At 49.6% G+C, this 26,015-nt stretch carries 16 protein-coding genes; 4 read left to right on the plus strand and 12 right to left on the minus strand.

All coding sequences use genetic code 11. From position 1 onward, the window contains the following. Positions 1 to 109: 109 nt before the first annotated feature. A complete protein-coding gene (locus AC1DLI_RS17295; protein WP_477604630.1) occupies positions 110 to 1,093 on the plus strand; it encodes a LacI family DNA-binding transcriptional regulator in 984 nt (327 codons plus the stop codon). A gap of 298 nt (positions 1,094 to 1,391) precedes the next feature. On the opposite strand, the gene AC1DLI_RS17300 is transcribed toward AC1DLI_RS17295, so the two are convergent. From AC1DLI_RS17300 to AC1DLI_RS17310, 3 genes are all read right to left on the minus strand, one after another. Beyond that, positions 1,392 to 2,270: an AraC family transcriptional regulator gene (locus AC1DLI_RS17300; RefSeq protein WP_104150379.1), complete on the minus strand. Its 879-nt coding sequence runs from the start codon at positions 2,268 to 2,270 to the stop codon at positions 1,392 to 1,394. A 460-nt stretch (positions 2,271 to 2,730) separates the two neighbouring features. Beyond that, positions 2,731 to 4,047, minus strand: coding sequence for a multi antimicrobial extrusion protein MatE (locus tag AC1DLI_RS17305; protein ID WP_477604633.1), 1,317 nt, complete (start codon positions 4,045 to 4,047; stop codon positions 2,731 to 2,733). A gap of 196 nt (positions 4,048 to 4,243) precedes the next feature. Beyond that, positions 4,244 to 5,080 (minus strand): phytanoyl-CoA dioxygenase family protein, encoded by an 837-nt coding sequence (locus tag AC1DLI_RS17310; protein ID WP_477604635.1) that lies wholly within the window; start codon positions 5,078 to 5,080, stop codon positions 4,244 to 4,246. A gap of 128 nt (positions 5,081 to 5,208) precedes the next feature. Between AC1DLI_RS17310 and AC1DLI_RS17315 the strand changes: the two genes are divergently transcribed. Beyond that, positions 5,209 to 6,141, plus strand: a complete 933-nt coding sequence (locus AC1DLI_RS17315; protein ID WP_477604637.1) for a helix-turn-helix domain-containing protein — start codon at positions 5,209 to 5,211, stop codon at positions 6,139 to 6,141. Positions 6,142 to 6,383: 242 nt separating this feature from the next. On the opposite strand, the gene fsa is transcribed toward AC1DLI_RS17315, so the two are convergent. Together fsa and tkt are read right to left on the minus strand one after the other, a co-directional pair. Then, positions 6,384 to 7,049: a fructose-6-phosphate aldolase gene (gene fsa, locus AC1DLI_RS17320; protein ID WP_308998398.1), complete on the minus strand. Its 666-nt coding sequence runs from the start codon at positions 7,047 to 7,049 to the stop codon at positions 6,384 to 6,386. A 38-nt stretch (positions 7,050 to 7,087) separates the two neighbouring features. Next, a complete protein-coding gene (gene tkt, locus AC1DLI_RS17325; protein ID WP_477605058.1) occupies positions 7,088 to 9,076 on the minus strand; it encodes a transketolase in 1,989 nt (662 codons plus the stop codon). Positions 9,077 to 9,200: 124 nt separating this feature from the next. Here tkt and AC1DLI_RS17330 point away from each other — a divergent pair, with 124 nt between their 5' ends. Together AC1DLI_RS17330 and AC1DLI_RS17335 are read left to right on the plus strand one after the other, a co-directional pair. Next, positions 9,201 to 10,079 (plus strand): LysR family transcriptional regulator, encoded by an 879-nt coding sequence (locus tag AC1DLI_RS17330; RefSeq protein ID WP_477604639.1) that lies wholly within the window; start codon positions 9,201 to 9,203, stop codon positions 10,077 to 10,079. 121 nt (positions 10,080 to 10,200) lie between these two features. Continuing rightward, positions 10,201 to 10,578 carry a PH domain-containing protein gene (locus AC1DLI_RS17335; RefSeq protein WP_477604641.1) on the plus strand — a complete coding sequence of 126 codons (378 nt, stop codon included), beginning with the start codon at positions 10,201 to 10,203 and terminating at the stop codon, positions 10,576 to 10,578. 55 nt (positions 10,579 to 10,633) lie between these two features. On the opposite strand, the gene AC1DLI_RS17340 is transcribed toward AC1DLI_RS17335, so the two are convergent. The 7 genes from AC1DLI_RS17340 to AC1DLI_RS17370 form a co-directional block, all read right to left on the minus strand. Continuing rightward, positions 10,634 to 11,449 (minus strand): ABC transporter permease, encoded by an 816-nt coding sequence (locus AC1DLI_RS17340; protein WP_477604643.1) that lies wholly within the window; start codon positions 11,447 to 11,449, stop codon positions 10,634 to 10,636. Beyond that, entirely contained in the window at positions 11,446 to 12,477 is a 1,032-nt protein-coding gene (locus tag AC1DLI_RS17345; RefSeq protein ID WP_477604645.1) for an ATP-binding cassette domain-containing protein, read from the minus strand. Before AC1DLI_RS17345 ends, AC1DLI_RS17340 begins: the two co-directional genes overlap by 4 nt. Positions 12,478 to 12,652: 175 nt before the next feature. Beyond that, positions 12,653 to 19,942 carry a pectinesterase family protein gene (locus AC1DLI_RS17350; RefSeq protein ID WP_477605060.1) on the minus strand — a complete coding sequence of 2,430 codons (7,290 nt, stop codon included), beginning with the start codon at positions 19,940 to 19,942 and terminating at the stop codon, positions 12,653 to 12,655. 235 nt (positions 19,943 to 20,177) lie between these two features. After that, entirely contained in the window at positions 20,178 to 21,707 is a 1,530-nt protein-coding gene (locus tag AC1DLI_RS17355) for a glycoside hydrolase family 28 protein (protein ID WP_477604647.1), read from the minus strand. After that, on the minus strand, positions 21,704 to 23,284 hold the full coding sequence (locus AC1DLI_RS17360; RefSeq protein WP_477604649.1) for a glycoside hydrolase family 43 protein: 1,581 nt from the start codon (positions 23,282 to 23,284) through the stop codon (positions 21,704 to 21,706). Before AC1DLI_RS17360 ends, AC1DLI_RS17355 begins: the two co-directional genes overlap by 4 nt. Then, positions 23,281 to 24,861 carry a glycoside hydrolase family 43 protein gene (locus tag AC1DLI_RS17365; protein WP_477604651.1) on the minus strand — a complete coding sequence of 527 codons (1,581 nt, stop codon included), beginning with the start codon at positions 24,859 to 24,861 and terminating at the stop codon, positions 23,281 to 23,283. The genes AC1DLI_RS17360 and AC1DLI_RS17365 overlap by 4 nt, the downstream gene beginning before the upstream one ends. After that, entirely contained in the window at positions 24,858 to 25,991 is a 1,134-nt protein-coding gene (locus tag AC1DLI_RS17370; protein WP_477604653.1) for a glycoside hydrolase family 88/105 protein, read from the minus strand. The genes AC1DLI_RS17365 and AC1DLI_RS17370 overlap by 4 nt, the downstream gene beginning before the upstream one ends. Positions 25,992 to 26,015 lie beyond the last annotated feature (24 nt).

The raw sequence follows: 26,015 nt of genomic DNA on the forward strand, positions 1-26,015 counted from the left end.
ATTGCTGTCTATACGAAAAACATGCCGCTTTCATTTGCAAAAAATGTATTCTATGATAAAGTGAACGACATAAATTAGAACTCGGACTAGTGCCTTCCGGAGGGAATCCATGGTAACCATTAAAGACATCGCAGACCGAGCCGGCGTCAGTTTCTCCACTGTCTCCAAGGCAATGAGAGACAGCCCGCTCGTACAGAACAAAACAAAACAGCATATACTTTCTATCGCAAAGGAAATGGGTTACCAACCCAATATCGCAGCCCGAAGCCTCGTCTCCCGAAGAAGCGGAGCGATTGGCGTCGTATGGCCATCCATTGAACGCGCCGCCCTTTCATCCTTGATTACAAAGATTAATGAACAACTTGAAAAAAAGGGTTACGTTACTTTGCTTTCCATAAGCCATTTGGAATCGGCGATCGAAATCTTCCGCCGATACCAAGTAGATGCCATACTCGTCTTTGGAGACAAGGATAGCATTTCCAGCTTTAACAAGTTAAATCCGCTGCAGATCCCCATTCTAACGTACGGCGCCGCAGGCTACACACCGTATTCTGCCGTTGACGTAAACCGGGGCCAAGCCGTTCGTCTTGCCGTACTTCATTTGGTTGAACTCGGTCATAAAGATATCGCCTTTATCGGCGAACCTAACTCGCAAGATCCTTTGCAGACCGTAAAAATCGAAGCATTTCGCGACGAAATGACCCGTCTTGGCTTACAAGTCAGGAACGACGCAGTGCTTCACATGAACGGCTTAGAATTTCACGACGGATATTTGGCCGCACGTACGATGCTGGGGCAAACGTCATGCCCTACCGCTGTCATCAGCGGTGGCATCGATTTGACACGAGGCATCATTCGAGCAATAGGAGAGCATGGGCTTCGCGTTCCGCAGGATATTTCCGTTGTCAGTTATGACAACCTGCCTCAAATGGAACACCTTGAAACGCCGATGACCGTTGTCGGTGTAGCCATCGATACGATATCATCCGTCATTTCAGCAACCATTCTCGAGCTTATTGATAACCCGGAATCACTTAAAACCGTATATTTGGAGCCTGAGCTCGTGATCCGTGACTCCACCTCCCCAAGGTGATTGACGATGTAGGAAAGCGGTTATTCTTTTCTCAAAATACCCTTAACAAGGGTTGACGCCAATAATAAAAACGGCAGGGCTCAGCCAAACGTTAGATTAATTAAACAAATAAGCCCGAGGCTATGCCCCGGACAATGGAAACGCAATCAATATTCTCTATTACCGATTATTATTTTTGGCTCTGTTAGCGATAAGTGTAGATTTTTCATCAAATTCAAAAAGACCAGTCAATCTCTACTAACTGGGCTAATATGGTAAATGAAGATTTAACGGAATAACACTTCTGTAAATATGATAATCATCCAAGTTTATCGCTAACTTTTTTCTTTACTGGCATCCAAATTTCGCTATATACATTTTCCGATGTACCATTGTGCTTTGTAAAAGAAATTCCAGGTATATCTGCTACTTCATAATCTGAAGAAGGCAACCATTCAGAATAAATTTTTGCGGTAGTTTCTTGAAGCGTAGCAGGAAATGGTCCTTGATTAGGGAAAATTGCCCATAAACTTTCTTCAATAGAAATTTGCTCTAAATCATCGAATGGATTTTCTTTTGTAGTTGCAAAACCAATCATATGAGTTAAGTATCCTTTTTCTTCCAAGAAACCATCATCAAAATCATAAGATACATTCAAGACTTGATGAGGATATAAATCAGCTAATTGATGCATTTCATTTCTTTGTTGTTCGGTAATTGACTGGGCTAGTTCTAAGATAGCATTATTTTCACCTTCGAATTGAATTGGCACTCTTTTCGATACACCTACTATATTAAACTTCTCTTTTTTTTCAATTTTGAATTCCATGGATATTCCTCCTCTTATATCTATAAAGAATGAAAACTTGGGAAATGATTTTTGAATTTTGTTTTTAGTTACTTCTGAAGGTAAAAAACCACTCCATCCACGAAAGGCTCTTGAAAATCCTTCTATAGATTGATAGCCATATTTATAGGCAATATCTGTCACTTTTGCTCCGTTTATTAATTCAACATTCGCAACTGATAATCTCCTATTTTTGATATACTCATTCAATGACATTCCAGCCATATACGAAAACATTCTTTTAAAATGATAATCAGATAATCCTACAATTTTTGATATATCTTTTCCAGAGATTTCTTCCGTTAAATGTGTTTCGATGTAATCCATTAAATTATTGAATTCTTGTAGCATTCATTTCCCTCCTTTACAAATACATATTATCGTAAAAATTTATTACTCACTCGATATTTTTTATACGGAATTTATCGGAACTTTCCATTATTATTATAGTCACTTAAACAATCATTTCATAACATTCTTTATTAGTCATCTATGACGTTAAATAGCTATTAAACGTACTCAACTTGTCTTAAACGAATATCATTATTGGTATCAGAGACTTTATTCATTAGCACATCTACTGCAAGCTCTATGGACAGATCCTGATCCGACTACCGTACAAGAAGCACTCGATAGAATTGCTGCAGCAATTGGTCCTATCTAAGTAGAGCAAACGGGTCGCGTTAGTTTTGGAATGCAGCAACAAAATAGAAATCCCCGACAAGCGTCGGGGATTTTCTTATTTATCCAATGATGAATCTCGAATTTCTCGGCGTTCATTTATAGGTAGAAAGCTTAGCGCAATCTAGCGCTAAGCGGGAGCCAATGGTTTAATAAACCGCAGCGCCAGCGCAACAAATATAAGCTCTGCTGCCATACCGATCGATTGGGCCAAAGCCCCTATCGTTCCGTTCCATTCAGGTGATAATGCAATACACACAAGCAGCGTAGTAAAGGTAAAGCTCAAATTGGCAATTTGGGAGCCGATAATGAGCTTCGTTTGCCCGCGCACGAGCACCAGTCCGTTCAAGACATCAAGCCAAGGCATAACGAGGGCAAACAGCACAAAGCCCTGCAGCACCCGGATGCTCTCCGCTTGCAGCCGTCCATGCACGCCTATGACATGCTCCAGCAAAAAAACACCTACAGGCGTGTAAGCGATCAATCCCATCAATAGAGCGGGCACGAAGCCAAGCATCAGAACGAATTTTCGGACTGCAACCGGGTCGATCCGGTAGAAATTAATGACAATCTGATGGAAATAACTAAAAAAACTGCTAATCAGCATGACGAGACTAGCCGCGATAGCGAACGAAGCGATGGCCAGCTGAGCATCCCAAGTCTTCCCTAGCATCGCATTAATCGCCGGTCCGATCCAGACCGAAATAAACGAAGAAAACAGCAATGGCTTGTAAAAAATAAAAACATGCCGTTTTTTTTCTATCATATGGTTCTCCAGCTTTTCCGGCATCTTTCGAACCAGTAAACGTCCCTCCAAAAAGCTGACTGCAGCTTCGATGATCATCCCGAATAGGAAAATAAACGCTCCTACGGCCCCGCTGGTAACCCCTGTACGAATAAAATAGAGTGAGAGCGCATACATACCTGCCAGCCGAATCGCCATACCGATCGTTAACCATTTCGTCCGTAAATTATATATAATAACGCCTTGGTAAAAGCAGCGAATACCGGAAAACAAACTTACGAACATCAGTACTTTATACACATGAATAACATCCTGGACGTTGTCTTCACCGACTCCGAACACGCCCCTAAAAATAAGAGTACCAAGCGGAGTATAGCTGATGATCATACCTAACACCATAATGCTGGCAAACACAAGCTGCGCAACCGTGAGCGTTGAAATAAATGATCGTTTATCCCGGACAAGCGCAGAACTGGTTTGCCTCAGCAGCACGGCCGGCCGTTCAGTAATAGCAAGCAGACTCATCGCAACCGCATAGCTGGCTATAATGCGTTCAGGGTCAGCGGCCTTGCTTAACGTACTGTTAATGATAACATGTGAAATCGTGACTAAACTTGCCGAAATACCCAGCGGCAGAAAAAAAGACCATAATTTCTTCAAGCTTACGGTTTGTTGCTTTGATTGCGATAATGGCAGGTTCATTGCTTAAGCTCCTTCAAGTCTGACGGTCGGTTGAGTAATCATCTGTCTTTGACTTCTAGTTCAATTATAGCTCTAGTTCATCATTAATTCCTACACTTCTTTATCGATTCGTTTATTCATCCGTTCGACGGTACAGGAGCGATAAGGTTACAAAGACATAAAAATGGCTGCCGAAAAACTTCCGGCAGCCTCGTTGCTATCTTTTGAACAAAATTGGAAAGTAGTCGTTTGCGAAAGCTTGGCCATGAATAGGACGTGGGCCCAGCAAACGGATGTTGTCATGTCGTTGTATCCCTGCTCGATAGCTGGTGCCACCTTTCATGACATGAGCTACGACGGACAGCCGGGGATCATTCGTACGGTTTGGTCCTGAGCCATGGAAAGTAAGTCCGTGATGAAAGCTTGCTTGACCTGCCTTCAGAATACAAGGCTCTTCCACCCAATCACGGTCTCCCGAATGCTTCTGCTTCAGCTCATCCAGGTTTTGATTGAAGAACGAGTCGCTGTCTGGAATCAGTCCCCGCTTGTGGGATCCCAAGATCGTCATCATACCGCCGTTCGACAAGTCCGTGTCCTGAAGAGCGATCCAGACCGTAATCATATCGTGCGTATCCGAGCACTGCCAATAGCCGTAGTCCTGATGCCATCCCACATTGCCGTCACCGGAAATCTTATCTCCAATACCCGGTTTGTATATGATCTGGTCATGCCATAACCGGATTTCATTTGTCTCCAGCAAATCTGCCGACAGTTCGCCGATCAACGGATCCGTTACGACTTTACGTATTTCATCATTGATCCACCAGCCATTGTCCAGCTTACGCAGCGCGTCCGGATTGTCACTTAGCCGAAAATGGTTCATCGGCAGTCCGTCGCCGTCGTATTCTCCTGACCAAATCCGATTATGCGCTTCGCGCAACCGCTCAATTTGCTCATCGTCAATTAGTTTTGGGCTAATCCAATACCCGTCACTGTTAAATAATTCCTTATCCTTCTGCGTAATTTGGTAAGAACGTTCAGCTTGCAATGTCATAGATAATGCCTCCTTATTCGTGGTTGACATCATCTTAACCTCCACAGGTACCCTTTGACGTTCATGTTATTACGAAGTAGGATAAGAAACATAGAACGCATATAGAAACATAAGGGAGATAACTCCTCATGGCGAAACCTAATACAGAATCGGATAGACAAGCTTCATTGGAAAAAGAGCAGAACGCCTTAACACGAAGCGCCCGCTGGACATACAATACAGAGATGGATCCAAGCATCCGTCTCGTACCGGAATTTGTCATGCTTGGAAGCGATGAATTGCGTAAAGCATTGCCGCTTAACGAGCATGAACATCCAGGATGCTATGAATTCGTCCTGATTGAGCGGGGAAAAGCGCGCTGGGAGCTAGAAGGCGGACTTTATGAGACGCACGCAGGCGATTTGTTCCATTCACGTCCCGGCGAGAAACACCGGGGCGGCTTCAACGTGATAGAGCCCTGCAAATTTTGGTGGTTGATCATTAGCGCTCCTCACCAGGAGGGCTGGCTTCGATTGGCTCCGGAAGAAAGCATACATATGGACCAAGCGCTTTCACGATTGCCTCGTGTTATGCAAATTGGACTGCCTCCCGTTGAGTCATTCAAGAAATTAAAAAAAGCGCTAATTATTGAAGGGCCTCACCAAAGTACCGCTGTGCGAAGCGCCCTTCTTGATATTCTGCTAGCCTTAATTCAGCCTAGCTCTGACACCTATGCAATCGCACCAGATCTGCTGCACCAATTTAACGGGCTCGTTGCGAAAATGGGCAATGAACCGGAATGGCGTCCATCCGTAAAAGAACTTGCCGCAATCGCCGGCGTCAGCACCTCCCATTTCTATCGGACCTTTCAGGAATTTTCCGGGGAGCCACCCGTTACTTACGTCGAGCGGCTTCGCGTGAAAGCAGCTTGTCGTCAGCTTGCGGAATCACAAGATTCGGTAACGGATATTTCACATCGTTTAGGCTATCAATCAAGCCAGCATTTTGCGACCGTGTTTAAGCGCTTTGTAGGCGTAACGCCTACCCAGTGGCGCAATTCCCACAGTGATTCACCAAAATAGATAAACAGCTGGTTAAGCGGCAAATGCCGGGCTATAACACCCGGTTCGGTTCGCAATGGCAATCCTTCCTCTCGCCACAAGCGTAAACGGCTGTCGCCGTCCTCTGTGGCAAAAGCAGTCGTTTCGCGGAGATATATAAGCACGTTTATATGTGAAAACATATAAATTCTTATATATAAAGAAAAACGCATTCCATTGGAATGCGTTTCTGTGTATATGTGCTTTTTGACGCTCAAAAATTATTATGAAACTGTTTTTTTCCAATCGGCAGCAAATTTCTCCATCCCTTGATCCGTTAGAGGATGTTTGGAGATTTGTTCGATAACCGAGAACGGAATCGTTGCAATATGAGCACCAGCCATTGCTACGCGAGTCACGTGATCCGGATGACGGACAGATGCAGCGATAATTTGCGCGTCCAGGTTATGCGTGCGGAACAATTCAGCGATTTTTGACACTAATAGGACGCCGTCTTCCGAAATATCATCCAAGCGGCCCAAGAATGGAGAAACATAGGTAGCGCCTGCGCGAGCGGCCAAGAGAGCTTGGTTCACCGTAAAAATCAACGTTACATTCGTTTTCACGCCTTTTTTAGTCAAGTAACGGCAAGCTTCCAAACCAGCCAACGTCATCGGGAGCTTAATGGTGATGTTTTTGTCACTATTATTGATTTTGATCAGCTCATTCGCTTGCGCGATCATTTCTTCGGCTGTAATCGCATCAGGCGTTACTTCGGCAGAAACAGATTCTACTTCTGGCACTTCCCGCAAAATCTCAGCAATTCGGTCTTCGAACTTTACGCCTTCTTTGGCAACCAAAGATGGATTCGTCGTTACGCCGGACAAAACTCCGATTTTATACGCTTTTTTGATATCTACCAGATTTGCAGTATCGATAAAAAATTTCATAGTTAACTACCTCCGTTTTTTTAAATGTTAGTTTATATTTATTTTAGCAGATCTTTTGTCAAACGAACTACGTTTTCTAAGGAGAAACCAAAGTATTCCAAAACTTCGTTACCTGGGCCCGAAGCGCCGAAAGTATCAATCGATAACACTTTTCCTCCATGCCCCGTATAACGTTCCCAGCCTAACGAAATGCCGGCTTCAATCRCTAAACGTTTCGTAACGGATGCAGGAAGAATGCGCTCTTTGTAATCATCAGGTTGACGGTCGAACAATTCTCTGCTCGGCATGGCAACTACACGTACAGAGATATTATCCCGCTCCAGCTCCGTTTTAGCATTCACGGCAAGCGATACCTCGGATCCGGTTGCGATCAGAATAACATCCGGCTGATTGTTCGTTTCCGTTAGGATATAAGCACCTTTAGCTACGTCTTCCGTATTGGCCTTGGTTGATTCATATACCGGAAGATTTTGTCTGCTCAGCACCAGTGCTACCGGACCATCATTTTGCTGCAAGGCATACGCCCATGCGCTTGACGTCTCGTTCGCATCACTTGGTCTGATAACCGTAAGTCCAGGAATCGTGCGCAATGCAGCCAGATGCTCTACAGGTTCATGCGTAGGTCCATCTTCCCCGACGGCAATCGAATCGTGGGTGAATACGTAAGTTAAAGGCAGCTTCTGCAGCGCAGCCAAACGAATTGACGGACGCAAATAATCACTGAATACAAAGAAGGTGCTTACGAAAGGTTTTACGCCGCCATGCAGCGCCATTCCGTTACCAGCTGCCCCCATCGCGTGCTCGCGAACGCCAAAGTAAATGTTGCGGCCTGAATAAGAATCTACGGCGAATGATTGCTCTCCCGTGATGTCTGTCATCGTCGAATGYGATAAGTCCGCGCTGCCGCCAAAAATGGAAGGAACGGTTTTCACGTAATGATTGATGGCTGCGCCGCTCGCTACGCGGGTCGAGATGGTTTTGGACGCGTCAAACGTAAGAATGTCAGCGGCATCCAACAACACTGAACCGTTGATAGCTTGCTCAAGCTCCTTGCCTTGCAAAGGATACTGCGCTTTATAAGAAGCGAACAAATGGTTCCATTCTTCTTCCTTAGCCTCGCCTTTTTGTTTAAGCTGCTCATAATGAGCTTTGACTTCTTCCGGCACAGTGAACTCATTCTCATATTCCCAGCCGTAAGCTTCCTTAGTTGCCTTCGCTTCTTCTTTGCCCAGCGGATTGCCATGCGCTTTGTTCGTTCCCGCTACCTTGCTGCCATAACCGATAATCGTCCGAATTTCGATAAGCGTTGGCTGCGAATCATTTTTCTTCGCGGCTTCGATCGCTTCGGAAATACGCGTTACGTCATTCCCGTCCTCAACCCGTATATATTCCCAATTAGCCGATTCCGTTCTTTTTTGGATATTTTCGCCGAAAGAAAGATTAAGCGCGCCGTCCAATGAGATGTCGTTGGAATCATACAATACGACTAATTTGCCAAGCTTCATATGTCCAGCCATGGACATCGCCTCGTAAGAGATCCCTTCCATTAAACAACCGTCTCCGACAAGCGCATAGGTGTAATGATCGATAACCGGGAAATCGTTTTGATTGAATTTCGATGCCAGATGGGCTTCAGCCATCGCCATCCCGACAGCCATGGCAACGCCTTGTCCTAATGGACCTGTTGTTGCATCAACGCCATCAGTATGCCCAAATTCGGGATGTCCAGGAGTTTTGCTGTTCAGCTTGCGAAATTGCTTTAAATCCTCGAGCGATACCTGGTATCCGGATAAATGCAAAAGGCTGTACAACAAAGCCGAACCGTGACCCGCAGATAAAACAAAACGGTCGCGGTTAAACCATTTGGCATGGCCGGGATTGTGATTTAAAATTTTGGACCAAAGGGCGTAAGCCATCGGCGCTGCTCCCATTGGCAGCCCAGGATGACCGGAGTTGGCGCTGTTTATAGCATCGATGGACAAGGTTCGGATCGTATCGATTGCTAATTGATCAATTGTTTTTGTAATAGGCATAATATTCTCCTTCTTCCTCTCTCCGTTAGATCTGGTTTCTATTTCGTCTTTCCACTATAATACGATTATCGACCATACAAGTAATTAATATATTTCACAGGAGCTATAGACCATATCTATGAACAACAATTACGAATTGTACAAAGTTTTTTATTGGGCTGCGAAAACAGGAAGCTTAACAAAGGCAGCTAAAGCCTTGTACCTCACTCAGCCCAGCGTCAGCCACGCCATCAAACAGCTAGAGGACAGCTTTGGCATCACTTTGTTTTATCGGACATCAAAAGGCGTCACGCTTACGCAAGAGGGAACCATGCTGTATTCCTATATTGAGCAGTCTCAAATCTTAATATCGCTGGCCGAAGAGAAAATGGCAGCGCTCAAAAACCTCGACAGCGGTGAGCTTCGCATAGGCGGAAGCGATTCGCTGTTCAAGCATTATTTGCTGCCGTACTTGGAAGACTTTCACCGTCATCATTCTGGCGTCAAGCTTCACTTGAATCACGGAACTACTCCGGAAATCATTACTTTCCTAAAAGAGGGAAGAATTGATTTAGGCGTCGTACGTATGCCTATTGTTGATTCACAGCTTGAAGTGACGGAGAGTATAAAGCTGCAAGATTGCTTCGTAGCCGGGGCCCGTTACGACGAGCTTAAGGACGTGATTCTATCGCTTGAAACGCTGCTCCAGTATCCCGTCATCCTATTCTCACGTAATAGCCGGGCACGAATGGCCATTACGGAATTATTTCAAAAGTACGGCTATACGCTCAAACCTGAGATCGAGGTCGGAAGCGTGGATCTTCTTATCGAGTTTGCCCGGAAAGGACTTGGAATTTCTTACGTGACCAGAGAATTTGTTTCGAATGAGCTCGAAGAGGGATCTCTTTTCGAAATTCAATTAGATGTGCAGCTGCCTCCTACTCATGTGGGTATCATGATTATGCGAAACATGCCGCTTTCCAGTGCGGCCAGCAGATTCATTGAGCTGGTTCGATAAATTTTCATAGCTGCAGATAAAATTGATGGCCATTAACATAGTGTTCTATTTTATAAAAGGAATCTATACCTATTTATAGAATTAGTCTGGTGCACTACTAAATGTTGATGGGGGAATATAAATGGGATTTCTTGACGGGCTGATGGGCAATGCCTCTGAACTGAAGATGGACGAAGTACACAAGGAATTCAAGCATTTGCTGGGAAGCACGGAAAGGTTCGAGAAAGCTTACAAATTGATTAGAGATTTGTTTATATTTACGGATAAACGGCTTATCCTCGTAGACAAGCAAGGTATTACGGGAAAAAAAGTTGAAATCCACTCCTATCCTTATAAGAGTATCACGCATTTCAGCATTGAGACGGCAGGAACGTTCGATATGGATGCGGAACTGAAAATTTGGATTTCCGGGACGGCAGCTCCTGTTGAGAAAAAATTCAATAAAAGCCTCAATATTTATGAGCTTCAGAGCGTGCTTGCCGATTATGTAATGAGATAATACGATTAGAATAGCCATCCCTAAACGGGATGGCTATTCTTTTTTTATTTTTACATTATGTCCGGCGCATATAGGCGCGTACCGTGATCGGTGCAAAAATCGCCACAATGACGGCAGCTCCGACGAGTGAGATAACTAGATCCCAACCTATGGTTCCCGTGTTGGCAAGTTCACGTACGGCAGTAACGAGATGCGAGATCGGATTGATGTTAACAAACCATTGAAGCCAGCCCGGCATTGTATTGACCGGCACGAAGGCGTTGGAAAGAAACGTAAGCGGGAACAGCACAAGCATCGATATCCCTTGTACGCTTGAAGCCGTGCGTGCAATCACGCCAAAGAAGGCAAATATCCAGCTAATCGACCAGGCGCATACAATTACAAGAATCGCAGCAATGGCGACATGATCCAGGCCTCCATCGGGACGGTAGCCCATTATATATCCCATGGTAAAGGTGAGAACAGTCGCAATGGTATATCGGACGGTGTCTGCGAGCAACGCCCCTGCGAGCGGAGCGATGCGTGCGATAGGCAGAGACTTGAATCGGTCAAACACGCCTTTATCCATGTCCTCACGCAGTTGAACGCCGGTGACGATTGAAGTCGTGATCACGGTCTGCACGAGAATGCCGGGAATGATGACCGGTAAATAGTTCACTACGTCACCGGATATTGCCCCGCCAAAGATGTAGGTAAACATCAAAGTGAAGATGATGGGCTGGAGCGTTACGTCAAACAATTGCTCGGGCGTGCGCCGGATCTTCAGCAGCCCCCGATAGGCCATCGTCAACGAGTGTCGTACCGTCTGGCCGAAGCTCGTGTAGTTTTTCAACTCGCGATCGGCACCCGGTTGAATTGAAGTTGTTCTCATACTCTTGCCACCTCTGCTTCATTCGATTCATGGGACGCCGGTATCCCTTCCTCCTTAACACCATGGCCTGTTATGGTTAGAAATACCTCGTCGAGGGTCGGCTTCTGCACACTCATCTCGGCCAAGTGAACCCCTGCTTCGCGGAGGGCATTAAGAAGATCGGTGACCCGGTCGACGTTCGTTACCGGTGCAGTAATCTTTCCAGCCTCGTACGATACGTTTGACTGAATGCCGAGCACTTGATCAACGGTCTTACGGGCGGACTCGATATCTTGTGGATTCTGGACTTTCAAATGCAACGACGAGGTGCCCACTGATGCTTTCAGTTCATCCAATGTGCCCTCTGCGACCACTCGGCCATGATCGATAACCGCAATTCGGTCTGCCAGTTGATCTGCCTCTTCAAGATACTGCGTCGTTAGCAGGACGGTTGACCCCGTATTCACCAAGCGGCGGATCGTATCCCACATCTGCGCGCGCGTACGCGGGTCCAGTCCCGTAGTCGGTTCGTCAAGAAAGAGTAGCGGCGGCTGTGCAATAAGGCTCGCCGCCAAATCCAGTCGGCGACGCATGCCGCCGGAGAAATTTTTGAGCGGCCGCTTTGCGGCCTCCGTCAAACCGAATTCCTCAAGCAGCTCCCATGCCTTTTTCCGCGCCTCTGCACGGCCGAGCCCTAGCAGCCGCGAGAAAATGATCAGGTTCTCGGTAGCGCTAAGCGACTCGTCAACCGAAGCATACTGACCCGTCACCCCGATTAACTGACGGACAATCTGTGACTCCTTCACCACATCATGCCCGAATATTCGCGCTGAGCCCGCGTCCGGCCGAAGCAAGGTCGCCAGCATTCTAATCGTAGTAGTCTTGCCCGCCCCATTCGGGCCAAGCACACCGTATATCATACCGGTGCGCACGTTCAAATCTACGCCATCCACAGCGCGATCGTTGCCGAAAGCTTTAACGAGTCCGCGCGCTTCGACAGCCCAATCGCCGTTGTTGGGTTCTGCTTTCTTCTTGAACCTAAGATCCATTGCAATTCCTCCAATATCAGATGATGTAGTCATCCTAACTCACGTTTTTAAACGGAATGTAAACAGGATAGGTTTTCACCCTTTTTATCATTAAAAAAAGAGGCCAGCCTGAGTGGCTAACCCCTTATCCTATGACGGTGCCTAGTAAAACAACGATCGAATCCCCAAATCCTTCTTAATTGATAAAGCCCAAGCTTTGCAGCATTCGCTTAATTATAACAACTGCTTGCGCTCGAGTTGTCTCGTATCCTGGAGCAAAATTCCCATCTCCCAATCCATTTACGAGTCCTGCCTGCGCTGCCCAGCCTACCGAGTCCTTCGCCCAATCGCTAATTTCGCCGTAGTCGCTGAAGGTTTGGTTTACCGGGTCAACCGTTCCATTTTCTTGACCTGCGAACGCAGCAGCCCTTGCGATCATGACTACCATTTCCTCTCGGCTTATTCGATCCTCAGGCCGGAAAGTCCCGTTTCCGGAGCCTTTCATCAAGCCGGCATGCACTGCCGCTGCAACAGAGCCGGCATACCAGGCGTCTAGCGATACGTCCTTAAATGCTTCATTCGGCTGTTTCTCACTCAAGCCAAGCGATCTAACCAGCAGGGCAGCGAATTCCGCGCGGCGGATTTCCCGTTCCGGCTCAAATATCCCCGCTGCATTGCCTTGCACGAGAAGCTTGGAGGCCAACAGGCTAATATCCTGCTCTGCATAGTGGCTGCCCGTGTCCGGGAATGACTTCGATAATTCAATAACCGCGTAAACGCCGTTTCCTTCTGAATGAGGAAGCACTGCTTGTGTAATGCCATTCTCTGTGAAAAACTTTGTTGGCACGAAACGAAGTTCTCCGGTTTTGGAATCGACAATGACGCCGGTCGCTTTATTCGGATCCATGCCAAACGGCAATTTAATCGTAAGCCGCGTATAGACAGAAGCATTGGACACCGATTGCTGCTCCCCGTTCACCTCGGCAGACAGGCTGAAACGGATCGGAGCAGCAATAAACTTTGCGCCAAGCGCATTGGCTTGTGACTCCATTAGCTGCTGCAACTGCCCGTTAATCGGACTAATCGTCAAAATGGCCGCTGTGCCAGACACAGAGTGAAGCAGTTTTGCAGGCAAATCATAAGCACCATCTTCGGATTGAACCGTCACGATAACGCCTTTGGCGCCTGCCGAGAGCGGCAGCGGTATTTCTACCTTCACTGCAGCGTTTTGAATGAATGCAGCATTCAGCACGACTTTATTGGTCTTGCTGCTCACTGCCTCATCCCATGCCTGAGCAAACTTTTTTTCATCCACAACCAACCTAAACGCTTTGGCACCGTCAACGGAGGATTCCTCGAGCACCTGAAACGCATCTTTTCCTAGACTGACAAACGGTTCTGCGATCTCGTTTCCGTTTCCATTCCCGTTCCCATTTCCATTCCCAGAATGACCATTTCCGTTTCCGTTTCCGTTATCATGCTCGGTCGTCGCGGTCACTTTCAATGCTGAGCTGCCGTTCTGCTCGCCGTCATAGGCGACGACCTGGAACTCGTACGCAGTTCCTTTGCTCAATCCGTCAACCTTATACGTATGGATGCCGCCAGCCGCCTCAGCAATAACTTTTCCGTTTATTAGAATGGCGTATTTCGCAACGCCTACATAGTCAAACGCGGCCTGCCAGTTCAAGGTTACGCTGTTTTTGGTCACCTGGCTTACCGTTAATGGTCTGCCGTCCCATACTGGCGCCTTGCGGTCCTGTACAAGAACTTCGACGCCGGTACTATAAGTGGAATAGGTAACGCTGGTAACTGTCGCTCTTGCCGTTCCCGGCTTCAAGCCTGTAATAAGGCCCGTTTCGCTGACATGAATAATAGGATCGCTGCCTGACCAGCTGACCGATTGATCCGCTTCTTTCGGTTGAACTGTCGCCAGAATCTGAGCGGAATCGCCTGCCTCCAGTGTCAAAGTCGGGATGTCGACAGTAATTCCAACGGCCCCAGGCTCCTCCTCCGATGCCAACTCATAACGAACCGTATATAGACTGACACTGCCGTCCATCGCCGTTACTCTTGCAGATGCGGTGCCTTCAACTTCTTCCGCTTGTATGATTACGATTTCTGCCGCAGAGGAGAACGGCTTTGCTGACAAGGTCGGCACATCCGTCATGCCCTCTGGCAGCACAAGCCGGTAATTTTTCGTGCGAGAACTGAAACCTTCGACCGGAATGCCGTTCACATTCAAATCAGCCAATGTAGAGTTGCTGTCCGGAAGCATGCGTTCATCTTCGGGATTCCAGCCGTCCGTCCCTCCAAGCACCTCTTCTATTGTATATTGGGCCGCTTCCTCCGGAGTCAATTGAATGGACCAGTTGACGCGCTGAGCCGCATTCGCACCCGTTCCTTGACTGCCGTACTCGTGGAACCGAGCTGTCTTCTCGTTCTCACTGTTGCCCCAATTGTTCCAGCCAGTCGGTTTGATATGATCATCCATGACGGCGTTGATAAAGACGACATTAGCATCAGGCCTCCACGGTCTTCCTAAATCAACCTTACCCGTCAAGCCCGGCTCCGCAGTCAGCCTGCTGTTCAGAAATACATACCCAGGCTTGCCAGGCGCCGTTGARGCCGCTGTTACGTAACCTGGTCCTGCGCTGTGCAAAATCGAGTTATTGAATACGGCCGGAGCATTGCCAAAAATGAAATCAACACTCCCCGCGATATAGCTGTCGGCAAAATAGGATCTGCCTTTATCGGCAAGCAGCGTATCTTGGAAACCAAGCAGCTTCACATTCCGATAAATGCCGCGATCTCCCTCGGCATATAACGCCACAGCCTGCCCGTCATTGATGCCCGCGCTGTTCTTCACTGTCAGATTCGAAAGGCTGATGTCCGTGCCGGATACCTTCACGGTATAGCTGTTGCTCGTTCCGAGCTCCTTTCCATCAGGTCCTATTGTGTGAGCTGTGTCTCCGTTAGTGATCACCGTATTTTCACGGCTTTCGCCAATGATGCTTACTTGCTTTTTTGACGCCGGCACAAATACCTTTTCATGATAGATACCGTCCTTGATCCGGATAACGGCAGGCGTTTCACCATTGTCTGGTGCGGCGTCAATCGCTGCCTGCACGGTCGCATAATCACCGCTACCATCCTTAGCTACCGTCAATACTAACGCCGGCATGGCCTTAACCAGCTCGGTGGCAAAGCTCCGTCCAGCAGCATTGCGGGAAGCAACGGTATAATAGTAGACCTCCCCATTGATCAAACCGGAATCCGTATACGAGTTATTTGCGATATCTGACGCAATAACGGTGAATGGTCCATTTTTGCTTGTGCTTCGCAGTACTTCATAAGACTCAGCATGATCCGATGCGGTCCATGTAAGATGAAGTTTAGAGTCATCGCTCTCCGCGATCAGATTGCCCGGTATTTCAGGCCCACTTCCTGCATTGGATGAACGGCCGCTCACAACGGCTGATTGGACGCCCTGCACGCCTGCTCTTACTGCCAACACCTTATAATAATATGGCGTGCCTTCGGCTGCCTCGCTGTCCTTAAAGGAAGCCGCGGCAATATCATCTGCAATAATTTCGAACGGTCCGTCAGCCTTTGCTGCACGCTTCACGATGTAGGTATCTGCACCGACATCCGTCCAGCTTAAGTCGATATATCCCGTTCCTTCATGCAATACGGCTTTAGGAGTTCCCGGAGGCGCATACGCCTTCGCGGAAATCGGCTCCGAATTCGGGCCCTCGCCGCCTACGCTTTTGGCAGAGACGACATAATAAAAAGATTCATCATTCGGAACGCTGCCAAGTCGGTAAGACGTATCCGTTATTTTGGACATGATGGTTTCGAACGGACCGGAAGCGCTGCTTGAACGCTTCAATTCATAGGACACCGCATTCGGAACGGCATTCCATTCCAGCTCCAGCTGCGCGTTCCGGGCAGTTGCCCGGAGTCCGGCTGGCGCATCCGGTTTGGCAGCTGATTCGCTGGGCTTTGCTTGCGCTTGATTGGAATAGCCGGACTCACCGGTCGGACTATTCGCCGTAATGACATAATAATAAGTTTTATCATTGTCTACGGAGGCATCTACAAACCTGCTAGCCGGGATGAGAACCGGATTTGGCTGTTCCTCCGTGGCTGGTATAAGCGTATATGGACCTCCATCGGACTCGCTTCTGAACACATTGTAGGATAATGCGCCCGGCGTCTCCGACCATTCAAGCTGAACCGCTCCGTTTCCAGGCATAGCGTTCAATCCTTTAGGTGATGCGATCGGTTCCACGTATACTTTCAGATTGTCGATATAGTAAGTACCCGTGCCGCCTCCGGCCGTCGCAGAATAGATGCGGCCAACGCCCATCTTTTTGAAATTGTCCTTGTCCTTATAATCATCGAAGGTGCCGATCTCTTTCCCGTTCAAGTAAATCGTCACATTGCCTGCCGCCACATCGAGAACCAGTTTTATATTTTGCCATTTGTCTTTATATTGGGCAAATGTCTCATCCGACAAAGCGTAAAAGCTGGATGAGCCGTTGTCGTATACGATCGTTGTCGCTGACTTGTTCGCATTCTCAGGGGCCGTCGGCTTCCGAATCCCGATCGAGAAAGCCCGTTTGCTGTCATCATAGCTTTTGATTTGAAAAAGCACGGCATTGCCGCTTTCCTCTGTCAGCATAAAGTCGGCATCGATAATCACGGTTCCTTTCTGTGATTCGAATTGCCGGAAGAACGATACGCTTTGGGCATTTTCCGTTGCATTGCCTTGGTCGGTAATATACAACGCCTTAGCGGATGTATTGCCGCTGCTGCTATTCGGTACGGGAGCCACTTCAACCTTCTCTAGCCCGCCATTCCCCGGGAAGCTTGCTTTGTAAGCTGTCGGAACGGTTGCCAGTCCATCCTCCTCGAAGTGATCGTCTACATAATAAATATTTTCAGGATCGCCTGTAGGCACTGCTGATACCTCCTGCGATTCGTAGCTTTTTAATCCGGATGAATTAACAGCTACGATGGTATAGTAGTAGGATTTGTCCGGCACGACATTCTCGTCAGTATAGGTCGTTCCGCTGGCAACGTTCGCAATTTCCTTGTACGGCCCGCCGGATATATCGCCGCGCTTCACGATATAAGATTTGGCATTAGCATCAGCGGGGCTCCAATTCAACTGCACCTGCTTGTCGCCCGATTCAATGGAGGCGGTCACTGCTGTCGGAGCCGCTGGGAAATCTGCTGCTAACGCTTTAAGCTGGACGCCCGCGAAGCTGGACGTATTATATTTCCAAACGCTGTCCTCGGCCTTAGATGCATCAACAGCCAAGCCTACATAGAGCTGCGCATTGTCAGCAAAATCGACGGAGAAGGAGCCAATTCGAGTCCAGTTCGAGATGCCATCCGGCGAGACCAGGCCTGTCAATTGATCGCCCAGACGGACAAGCCTGAGCCAGTAAGGCGTATGGATGAACGCATCACTTTCGATCCGATCCGAAGCTCCTTTGTTCGTCTCGCGGCCGATCATCGCGGCTTGCTTGCCGTTCTTCACGTACGGAATGGCAATCAGCGCCATTCTTGCGCCTGGCTCCAATGATTCCCGAATCATAAGACCCGCTTCAGCATTGTCATCCGTAGGCGTCACATGATCGATTCTCGCTATGATTTCCCCGTTGCCTTCCAGCTTCTGGTATAGAAAATGGAATGCATCCGCTGTGCCGCCGATATCGCCGCCAGACTTTACAGTGATGGATTGATCGGCTTCTACTTGCGCATGACCCTCAATGCCAACATTGCCGATGTCTACCGATTGCCATGGGCCAAGATCAGTTGTTGTATTGGCGTGAACCGCAGCGTTCGAGGATTGCGCCGCCAAACCTTGCCGATCAATCGCACGCGCAATGATGTAATGCGTGCCGTCAGCGATATTGGCCCATTGGAAACGATACGGTGCCTCCATATCTTCACCGGCCTTCATGCCGTCGATATAAAACTCTACTTTGGCAATCCCGTCTTTGTCGCTTGCCTCCGCTTCTATCGTTAAATCGGAGCCCGCTTCAATTATGCTGTTATTGCTTGGGCTCGTCAGTCTGGCTGCCGGATTGTCGACATTGTCGCCTGGCACCGAAGGCACAAGAGCGTTTAAGTAGACTTCCAGATTGGTATAGCCTTCCGGCGATAACGTCACTGTGCTGCTGTCTTCCGGATCCGCAGCCGACAAACCGTTAGCCTGCTCCCATACATCATCCATCCCGTCCTTATCCTGATCTGCTACTGTGGACAAGGTCATAGGATGCTCCGGATAGCCGCCAACTTCCTTAGGCGAATTAATATGCTGACCGGTGCGGTTGCGAACATCATTGATCACGCGGGCATCAATCGCATCCCGTTTCGGCAGCGTTGCGCCGGCATCCGCGAGCACTCGTTCATATGCCGCCTGTGAGGATACAGCCTCGTAATACCCGTACTGCTCGTCGCTGATTTCTTCATAGCTCCCTCTCACATCGATCGGAGCATCCAGCTTTGCCTCTGAATCCAGAACCTTCTGCACGCCGAGCCAGTTATTGCTGGTTACCGAAGAATTGCCGTCCATAAAGTTGCCGCCGATGTATATTCTCGTATCGTAGGCGCTGCCAACTTCGCCAAAAAGCTGGCTCCGCACGCTTTGATAGGTATTCAGGCCGTATTTGTAATAATTGTTTCTTATATTATATGAGCCTTCTCCGCCGCCGTAGGAAGAAGCGAAGCCCCAGTTGTAAATGACGTTGTTAGTCATATCCGTCAAGTCCAGCTCCCGCTTGTCCGTCGGGAAGCGCGGATTACGGCTTGTGCTGTGCGCAATCAGGTTGTTAAGATAGGACGCATTGTTCCCGCCCCATATCCCGCCGTACCCGTGACGCCCCTTCTGATGCGACGTCATCAGCATGCTTTCCGAAGAGATCGACCATTGCACGGTCGTATTGACATTGTCGTACAGGCTGACCACCTCATCCACGGACCAGCTGAAGGAGCAGTGGTCAATGATGATATTTTTGTGGTAACGAACGCCAAAGGCATCGTCCTCGCTGGCATAACGGTCCCCCAGCCGGAAGCGGATATACCGTATGATAATATTGTCCGCTTCAAGAGAGGTCGTATAATCGCTGATCGTGATACCGTCCCCAGGGGCGGTTTGCCCTGCTATGGTCAGATTGCTGCCCATCACCTTAAGCGACTCTTTCAAATGAATGGTGCCTCCTACACGGAAGACGATTGTCCGATCCCCCGCGCTTACGGCATCGCGCAGCGAGCCGGGAATCGGAGCTTCGTTTTGCGCGTAATCCGCAAGCGTTGTGACCTCATAAACATCCTTGCCCCTGCCGCCAGTAACATATTTGCCTCCCCCCTCTGCGGTCGGAAAAGCGGGAAGCGGAAGAACGGCAGCTTCCCGCTCCGCCCCAAGCTCCGTTGATAATTTCACGCTTGAATCAGCAGATGCGTACATAGGCATACAAGTTAGAAGTAAACAAATAATTAAAATATAATAGAGCCATTTTTTCAATTCGATCCCTCCCGTAATGTAAACGCATTCAAAACCAAATGCGGCATCCCGCATAGTAAGAATGATCTCTCTAGTCCCTGGGCTCGCCATCCCCCCTTTCACTGTCCCTTCGATGAAATAAATAAGGATCACCGCTATGGCTGCCGAGCCAATAGAGTGATCCACTTCACTTATGCTGCTTCATTCAACTGCTCATGCTGTTAGGGAGAGGGACCAGCTTTATGTTGGCGGAACTGCTTCCTGTAACCTGAATCGGAGATTGAACGTTCGCATCCGTCGTTTCGCCTTGCCAATCTACCATTTCTACATCTTTGCATTCATGAAAAGAAGCCAGCGGTCCTTCCGTCACATGAAGGCGGATGTTGCGAAGCTTCAGCCCTGCGGCAAACCTGCATATCACGCCTCGCTCGCTTTGGACGACCGCATTTTCAAGCAAGCAGTCGCTGAGCGGCATCTCCGCAAGCCCGTTAACGAGCAAACCGACCGACGCTCCAGAGCAGTAAATATTCCGCATCGTAATTTTGCGGAAAACAGGCGTTCCTTCATCGACCGGGTGTTCTGTGTCGTCGAATCCTTCTGAGCCTTCCACGCCTTGATAAAATAAATGAAACGATATCGCTTCCAGCCCGATATCCTTCATGCGGATGTTCTCGATGCGGATATCCTCCACGATCCCGCCGCGTCCTCTCGCGCTTTTGAAGCGGAGACCGATATCCGTCCCCATAAACTCGCAATCGGATACATGGATATGATTGACCCCGCCAGACATTTCGCTGCCGATAACGAAGCCGCCATGACCGTGATAAACCTTGCAGTTCGTCACCGTGACATATTCACAAGTCATGGCTAGCTTGCGGCCCGCTTCATTCTTGCCGGATTTCATGCAAATCGCATCATCCCCGACATCGAACGAACAGCCGTCGACCGTGACGAACCGGCAGGAATCGATGTCGAGTCCGTCTCCATTTTGCGAATACCAAGGATTGCGCACCGTCGCATGGCGTACCGTTACATGCTCGGACCCCCAAGGATGAAGGCACCATCCCGGCGAATTCTGGAACGTCGGTCCATCAAGCAGCAAGCGCCGACAGCCTCGCAGACTAACCAAAGCCGGTCGAAGATAATCTCTTGCTGCGCTATATTCCGCCGGGTCAAGACTGCCTGCCTGCCGCAATCGGCTTATTTCCGCTTCGCCATGCATGGCCTGAGCGGTTGGCCACCATACTTCTCCCTCAGTATTCTCCGCAACCACTCCGCCAGATGTGATCCGTTGTTTCCACTGCAATTCCGTCATCTTCATTCGCTTGACCGGCCGCCATGCGTCGCCGCTGCCATCGAATACACCTTGTCCAGTAATCGCGATATCCTCAAGATTTTCCCCGTCAATCGGCGCGCGGCAGCGAACGGCAGGCTGACCCTCGAATTGCGATAACATTAACGGGTACTGCTCGAAATCACGGCTAAATGTGACGAGCGCTCCTGATTCCGCGTGGAGCTCAATTCGGCTTCGGAGGACGATGGGGCCGGTGAGCCATAATCCTGCCGGTATGACGACGCGCCCCCCGCCTGCTTCATCGCATGCCGCAATCGCGCTTGCGATCGCTTCTGTATTGTCCGTCCTCCCGTCTCCAACTGCACCGAATTGCGTAATCGAAAATTCGCGTTTCGGAATTCGCGGCAGTTCAACCTCAGGAAACGACTTCATTCCGCTCATTGGCCAAGCACCTCCTCCGGCGCGCTTACGCGGAACCAATCGGCATCGATGTATCCGCCCTGTCTCTGCTCCTCTCGATGAAGAGCGAAAATCCCCGCCTTTGCGCCGACCCAGCGGCTCTCGCGTGCGGTAAATGGCTGTGAATCAATAGAGTGATACAGCTTTCCATCCTCGCTGTAAGCAAATACACAGCTTGCTTCCAGGCGGACCGAAACCCGAAGCCAGACGGTGCTGGTGTTCAGTTTATGGCTCGAAATGCACCGCTCAGCTTCTTGATCCCCTTCCGTATAATGAAGCGAAAGCCCGCCTTCTTCCTCGCGGCAAACCGAGAGGTAGGCAAATGCAAAGCCGAACATGACAAGACCCGCAGCATCGCCCTTCTTCAATTCGGAGCAGGATAGCTTCACCGTCATATCGAATTGCTCCGCCGGGAGCTTCTGAAGCAGCAGCTGTGGCACATCGAACAACGTTCGACTGCCTGCAGGAATCGGCAGCGAATGCAATCGGATATGGCTCTCAAGCGCCCCCAGCTCATACCAACGGTGATCCGGATTGGCTTGCCACTGCCATTGTTTACCTAGCAGGCTTCCGTTGAATTCATCGGAAGCAGCGGGGACTGCAATCGGCGCACTCCCCCTAACCTTCGGCTTCGGATATTGAATAACCGGTTCACCGATCCCGTCTCCATTCGTATCAATCCCCATGAACGGCCAATCGTCCTGCCAAACAACCGGTTGAAGATGTACGATTCGTCCATAAGCGCCCTTATCCTGAAAATGCATAAACCAGGACTCGCCTGATTCAAGCTCTACTAAACCTCCTTGATGCGGTCCATTAACTACGCTGTCCCCTTGATGAAGCACGATCCGATCCTCATACGGACCGTAGACCGCTTCAGAGCGCAGCACCATCTGCCAGCCCGGCTTAACGCCTCCTGCCGGAGCAAAGATATAATAATAGCCGTTTCGCTTGTACATTTTCGGGCCTTCCATCGTCGGATGCCCTTCCGTTCCGTCAAAAATAATCTGTCCTTCGTCCAAGAGCCTGCTGCCGTCCGGCGCCATTGCGCACAGACGAAGCTTATGCTTAATGCCGCAGCGGCTGTTCGCGAACGCATGCACGAGATAGGCTTTCCCATCCTCATCCCAGAACGGGCAAGTATCGATGAGCCCTTTTCCTTCCTGCAGCAGATGGAGAGGTGTCCATTCGCCGGCCGGATCGTCAGCCGTGCTCATGAAGATGCCGACATCGGGATCGCCGTAGAACACCCAATACGTTCCGGCATGATACCGCAGACTCGGCGCCCATACGCCGTTACCGTGCTGCGGCTGGTCATAGCCCGGCAGCGGCATTTCCTTGATAACATGATTGATCAAAGTCCAGTTGACCAAATCCTTAGAATGAAGAATGGGCAGCCCCGGGAGATGCCCGAAGCTTGAAGCCGTCATATAGAAATCGTCCCCTACGCGGATAACGTCCGGGTCCGAATAATCGGCATGAAGCACCGGATTGCGATAGGTTCCGTCACCTTGATCGGAGATCCATGGCTCGCGGGATTTATTTGCAGTTTCTGTCATGTCTCTGTCCCTCCGTATTCAAACCAGTCAAAATCAGCGAAATTGTCGCTAGCCAATCCGCTCGATGTGGCATACAGCCCCAAATAAGCTCCTACAAAACCGCCGGCAACATCCGAGCTGAGCAGCCTGCCGTCAACGTCTTCCGCGAGAGTCTCCCATTGCCCGGACAATGCGGCATACTGGAAACGATAGTTTTGCTGTTCAGCCTCGATTTTGATGTACAACTTGTTGCCGCTCCATTCCCGTGCCGCCAGTATTTGTTCCGCCCCGCCCTTGCGCTCGACTAACCGCAATAAGCTCGAACCGCGAACCTTCGTATACTCGTAGCGCAGCATATATTCATGGTTTTGCAGCAGCACCACGCCCGCCGCCTCGCCATCCAGCCCCGGAGCGAACTCCATCACCGTACGAGCCGCAAAGCTCATATGCTGCTGCCGCCTTCCGACGAAGCTCGGGTTAACCGGCTGGGCGATCGACTCCGGCTTCAGCCGCAGCCGGAGAAAGCCCGGCCTGTCCGTTAGGCTCCAGAAATCGCCGCGAGGCGTGCGAATGAAATTCCAGCAGTCATCCAGCTTCCCGCTGTCGAAATGGTCGCAAGCGGGCTTAGCAGGGAAACGATGCTCCGGCAAATTCGGCCTGCGGGATTGCAGCTCCACCACCCCTTTGCCCGGATTGACGACCGGCCAGCCGTCTTCCCATTCGACCGGCACAAGAAACGTCTCCCGGCCAAGATTGCGGTAGGGCCCGCCATAAGGACGCGAGGCGAGGCATACCATCCACCATTCGCCGGCCGTCGACTCGACAAGATCGGCATGACCGACGTTCGTTATCGCGTATTCCCGTCCCAAATGACGATGCGTCAATATCGGGTTTGATTTGCAGCTCTCGTACGGGCCCGTCACGGAGATGCTTCTTGCGACGGTTACGGCATGCGTAAATCCGGTGCCGCCCTCGGCAATCAGCAGATAGTAATAGCCGTCTTTCTTGTAGATATGCGGCCCTTCTTGGGCATGGGCGTTTTTTAGCGCTCCATCCCATAAGCTGTATTTTTCGCCGATCAGCCTTTTGTCCTCGATATCAAACTGCTGCAGCCATATTTCCATATGCTTCGGATACTGCTGTCCGCTCGGAGGGACGCGATTCGCCATCACGTAAGCCTTGCCGTCGTCGTCGAAGAAAAAAGAAGTATCGATGCCCGGGGCATCCGGCAGCCAGATCGGATCGGACCAGTCTCCCGCCGGGTCCTCCGCTGTCACATAGAAATTACGGCGAGCTCCTGTCTGGCTGACGACGAATGTCGTGATCATATAGAATAAACCAGCATGGTGACGGATCGTAGCCGCGTATATCCCTTTGGAGCAGGGCGTGCCATCCAGATCCAGTTGAGACGGCCGATCAAGCACATGGCCCAGCTGCTGCCAATGGACGAGATCCTTGCTGTGAAACAAAGGGACGCCCGGGTAATATTCAAAACTTGAAGTGACCATATAATAATCCTCGCCAACCCGGCAAATCGACGGATCGGGATAAAAGCCCGGCAGGATCGGATTGTTGAACGTTTCTTTCGAATGGCTCATCCCTTGGACCCCTCCCTGCTCTCATACCATGATTCCATCTCGGTGCAAGCCAGTATAAAAGCGCCTACGCCATGCAGGTCGTTCTCACTGACGGGTCTGGAAACGTAGTAGTCATATTCTCCCGCAGAGGTGCCAATGCAAATATCCGGAACGATGATGCCGAGCTCATCCTGCTTAAGGCGGGCAATCAGACCTTCATACCCTTTCCATGCCGCATTCATCTGTTCCCCGTCGATGCATCCGTGCTTTGCGGCTTTGGCGATCGTATAGACAAACAAGCTGGTACAGGACGTTTCGAGCCAATTGTCAGCCCGGTCTCCTTGATCGACCACCTGATACCATAATCCGCTTTCCGCATCCTGAAACCGAATCAGTGTCGTCGCGAACATGCCCAGCTGTTCCTTCCATTCCATTGCAGCAGGATGCGACGCGGGCAAACGATCGAGAAAATCAGCCAATGCCATTCCGTACCAGCCTAATGACCGGCCCCACAGCTCGGGTGAGCATCCGGTTGCCGGATCGGCCCAAGGGAATTGCCGGCTTTCGTCATAGGCATGAAACAACAGGCCTGTATCTTCGTCGGTCATGCGCCTCCGCATGAGCCGCTCCCATTCCGTTACCATAGCAATCAAGCTTTCATCGTCATAGCGATTAGCATATTCAAGCGCGAACACGCCGCCCATATATAAACCATCCAGCCACATCTGACGCGGATATTTGTCTTTATGCCAAAACGCTCCCTCCGAAGTACGGTTCAACGTGCCGAACAGTCCTCGAAGCTTCTCGATCGCCGTGCGATAACGCGAATCACCAAGACCGCTATCATCAAGAGGGAACAGCAGCAAGCCCGGCATAATGGCATCCAATTCATCGCGTGCAAACAGAAAATTGCCATATTCATCGATTAAATGATCCACATATTGCTTGGGATAGTCCCGGTATGCTTCATTGCCGGTTCTTAACCATACCTGCTGCATCCCATGAAGGAAAATGCCTTGATGGTAATGCCATCTATTCTCAGGAGGAAGCTGCGGCGGGGTATAGCGGGCCATTAAGGAATCGCAAGCGGCTTGCGCCCACTGCAAAGGCGTGAACGCGGCTTGCGCTGACACAAGGTTAGTATGATTCATCGAGCCAAATGCTCCTTTCGTATT

The sequence above is a fragment of the Paenibacillus sp. 01T443 genome, assembly GCF_056398325.1.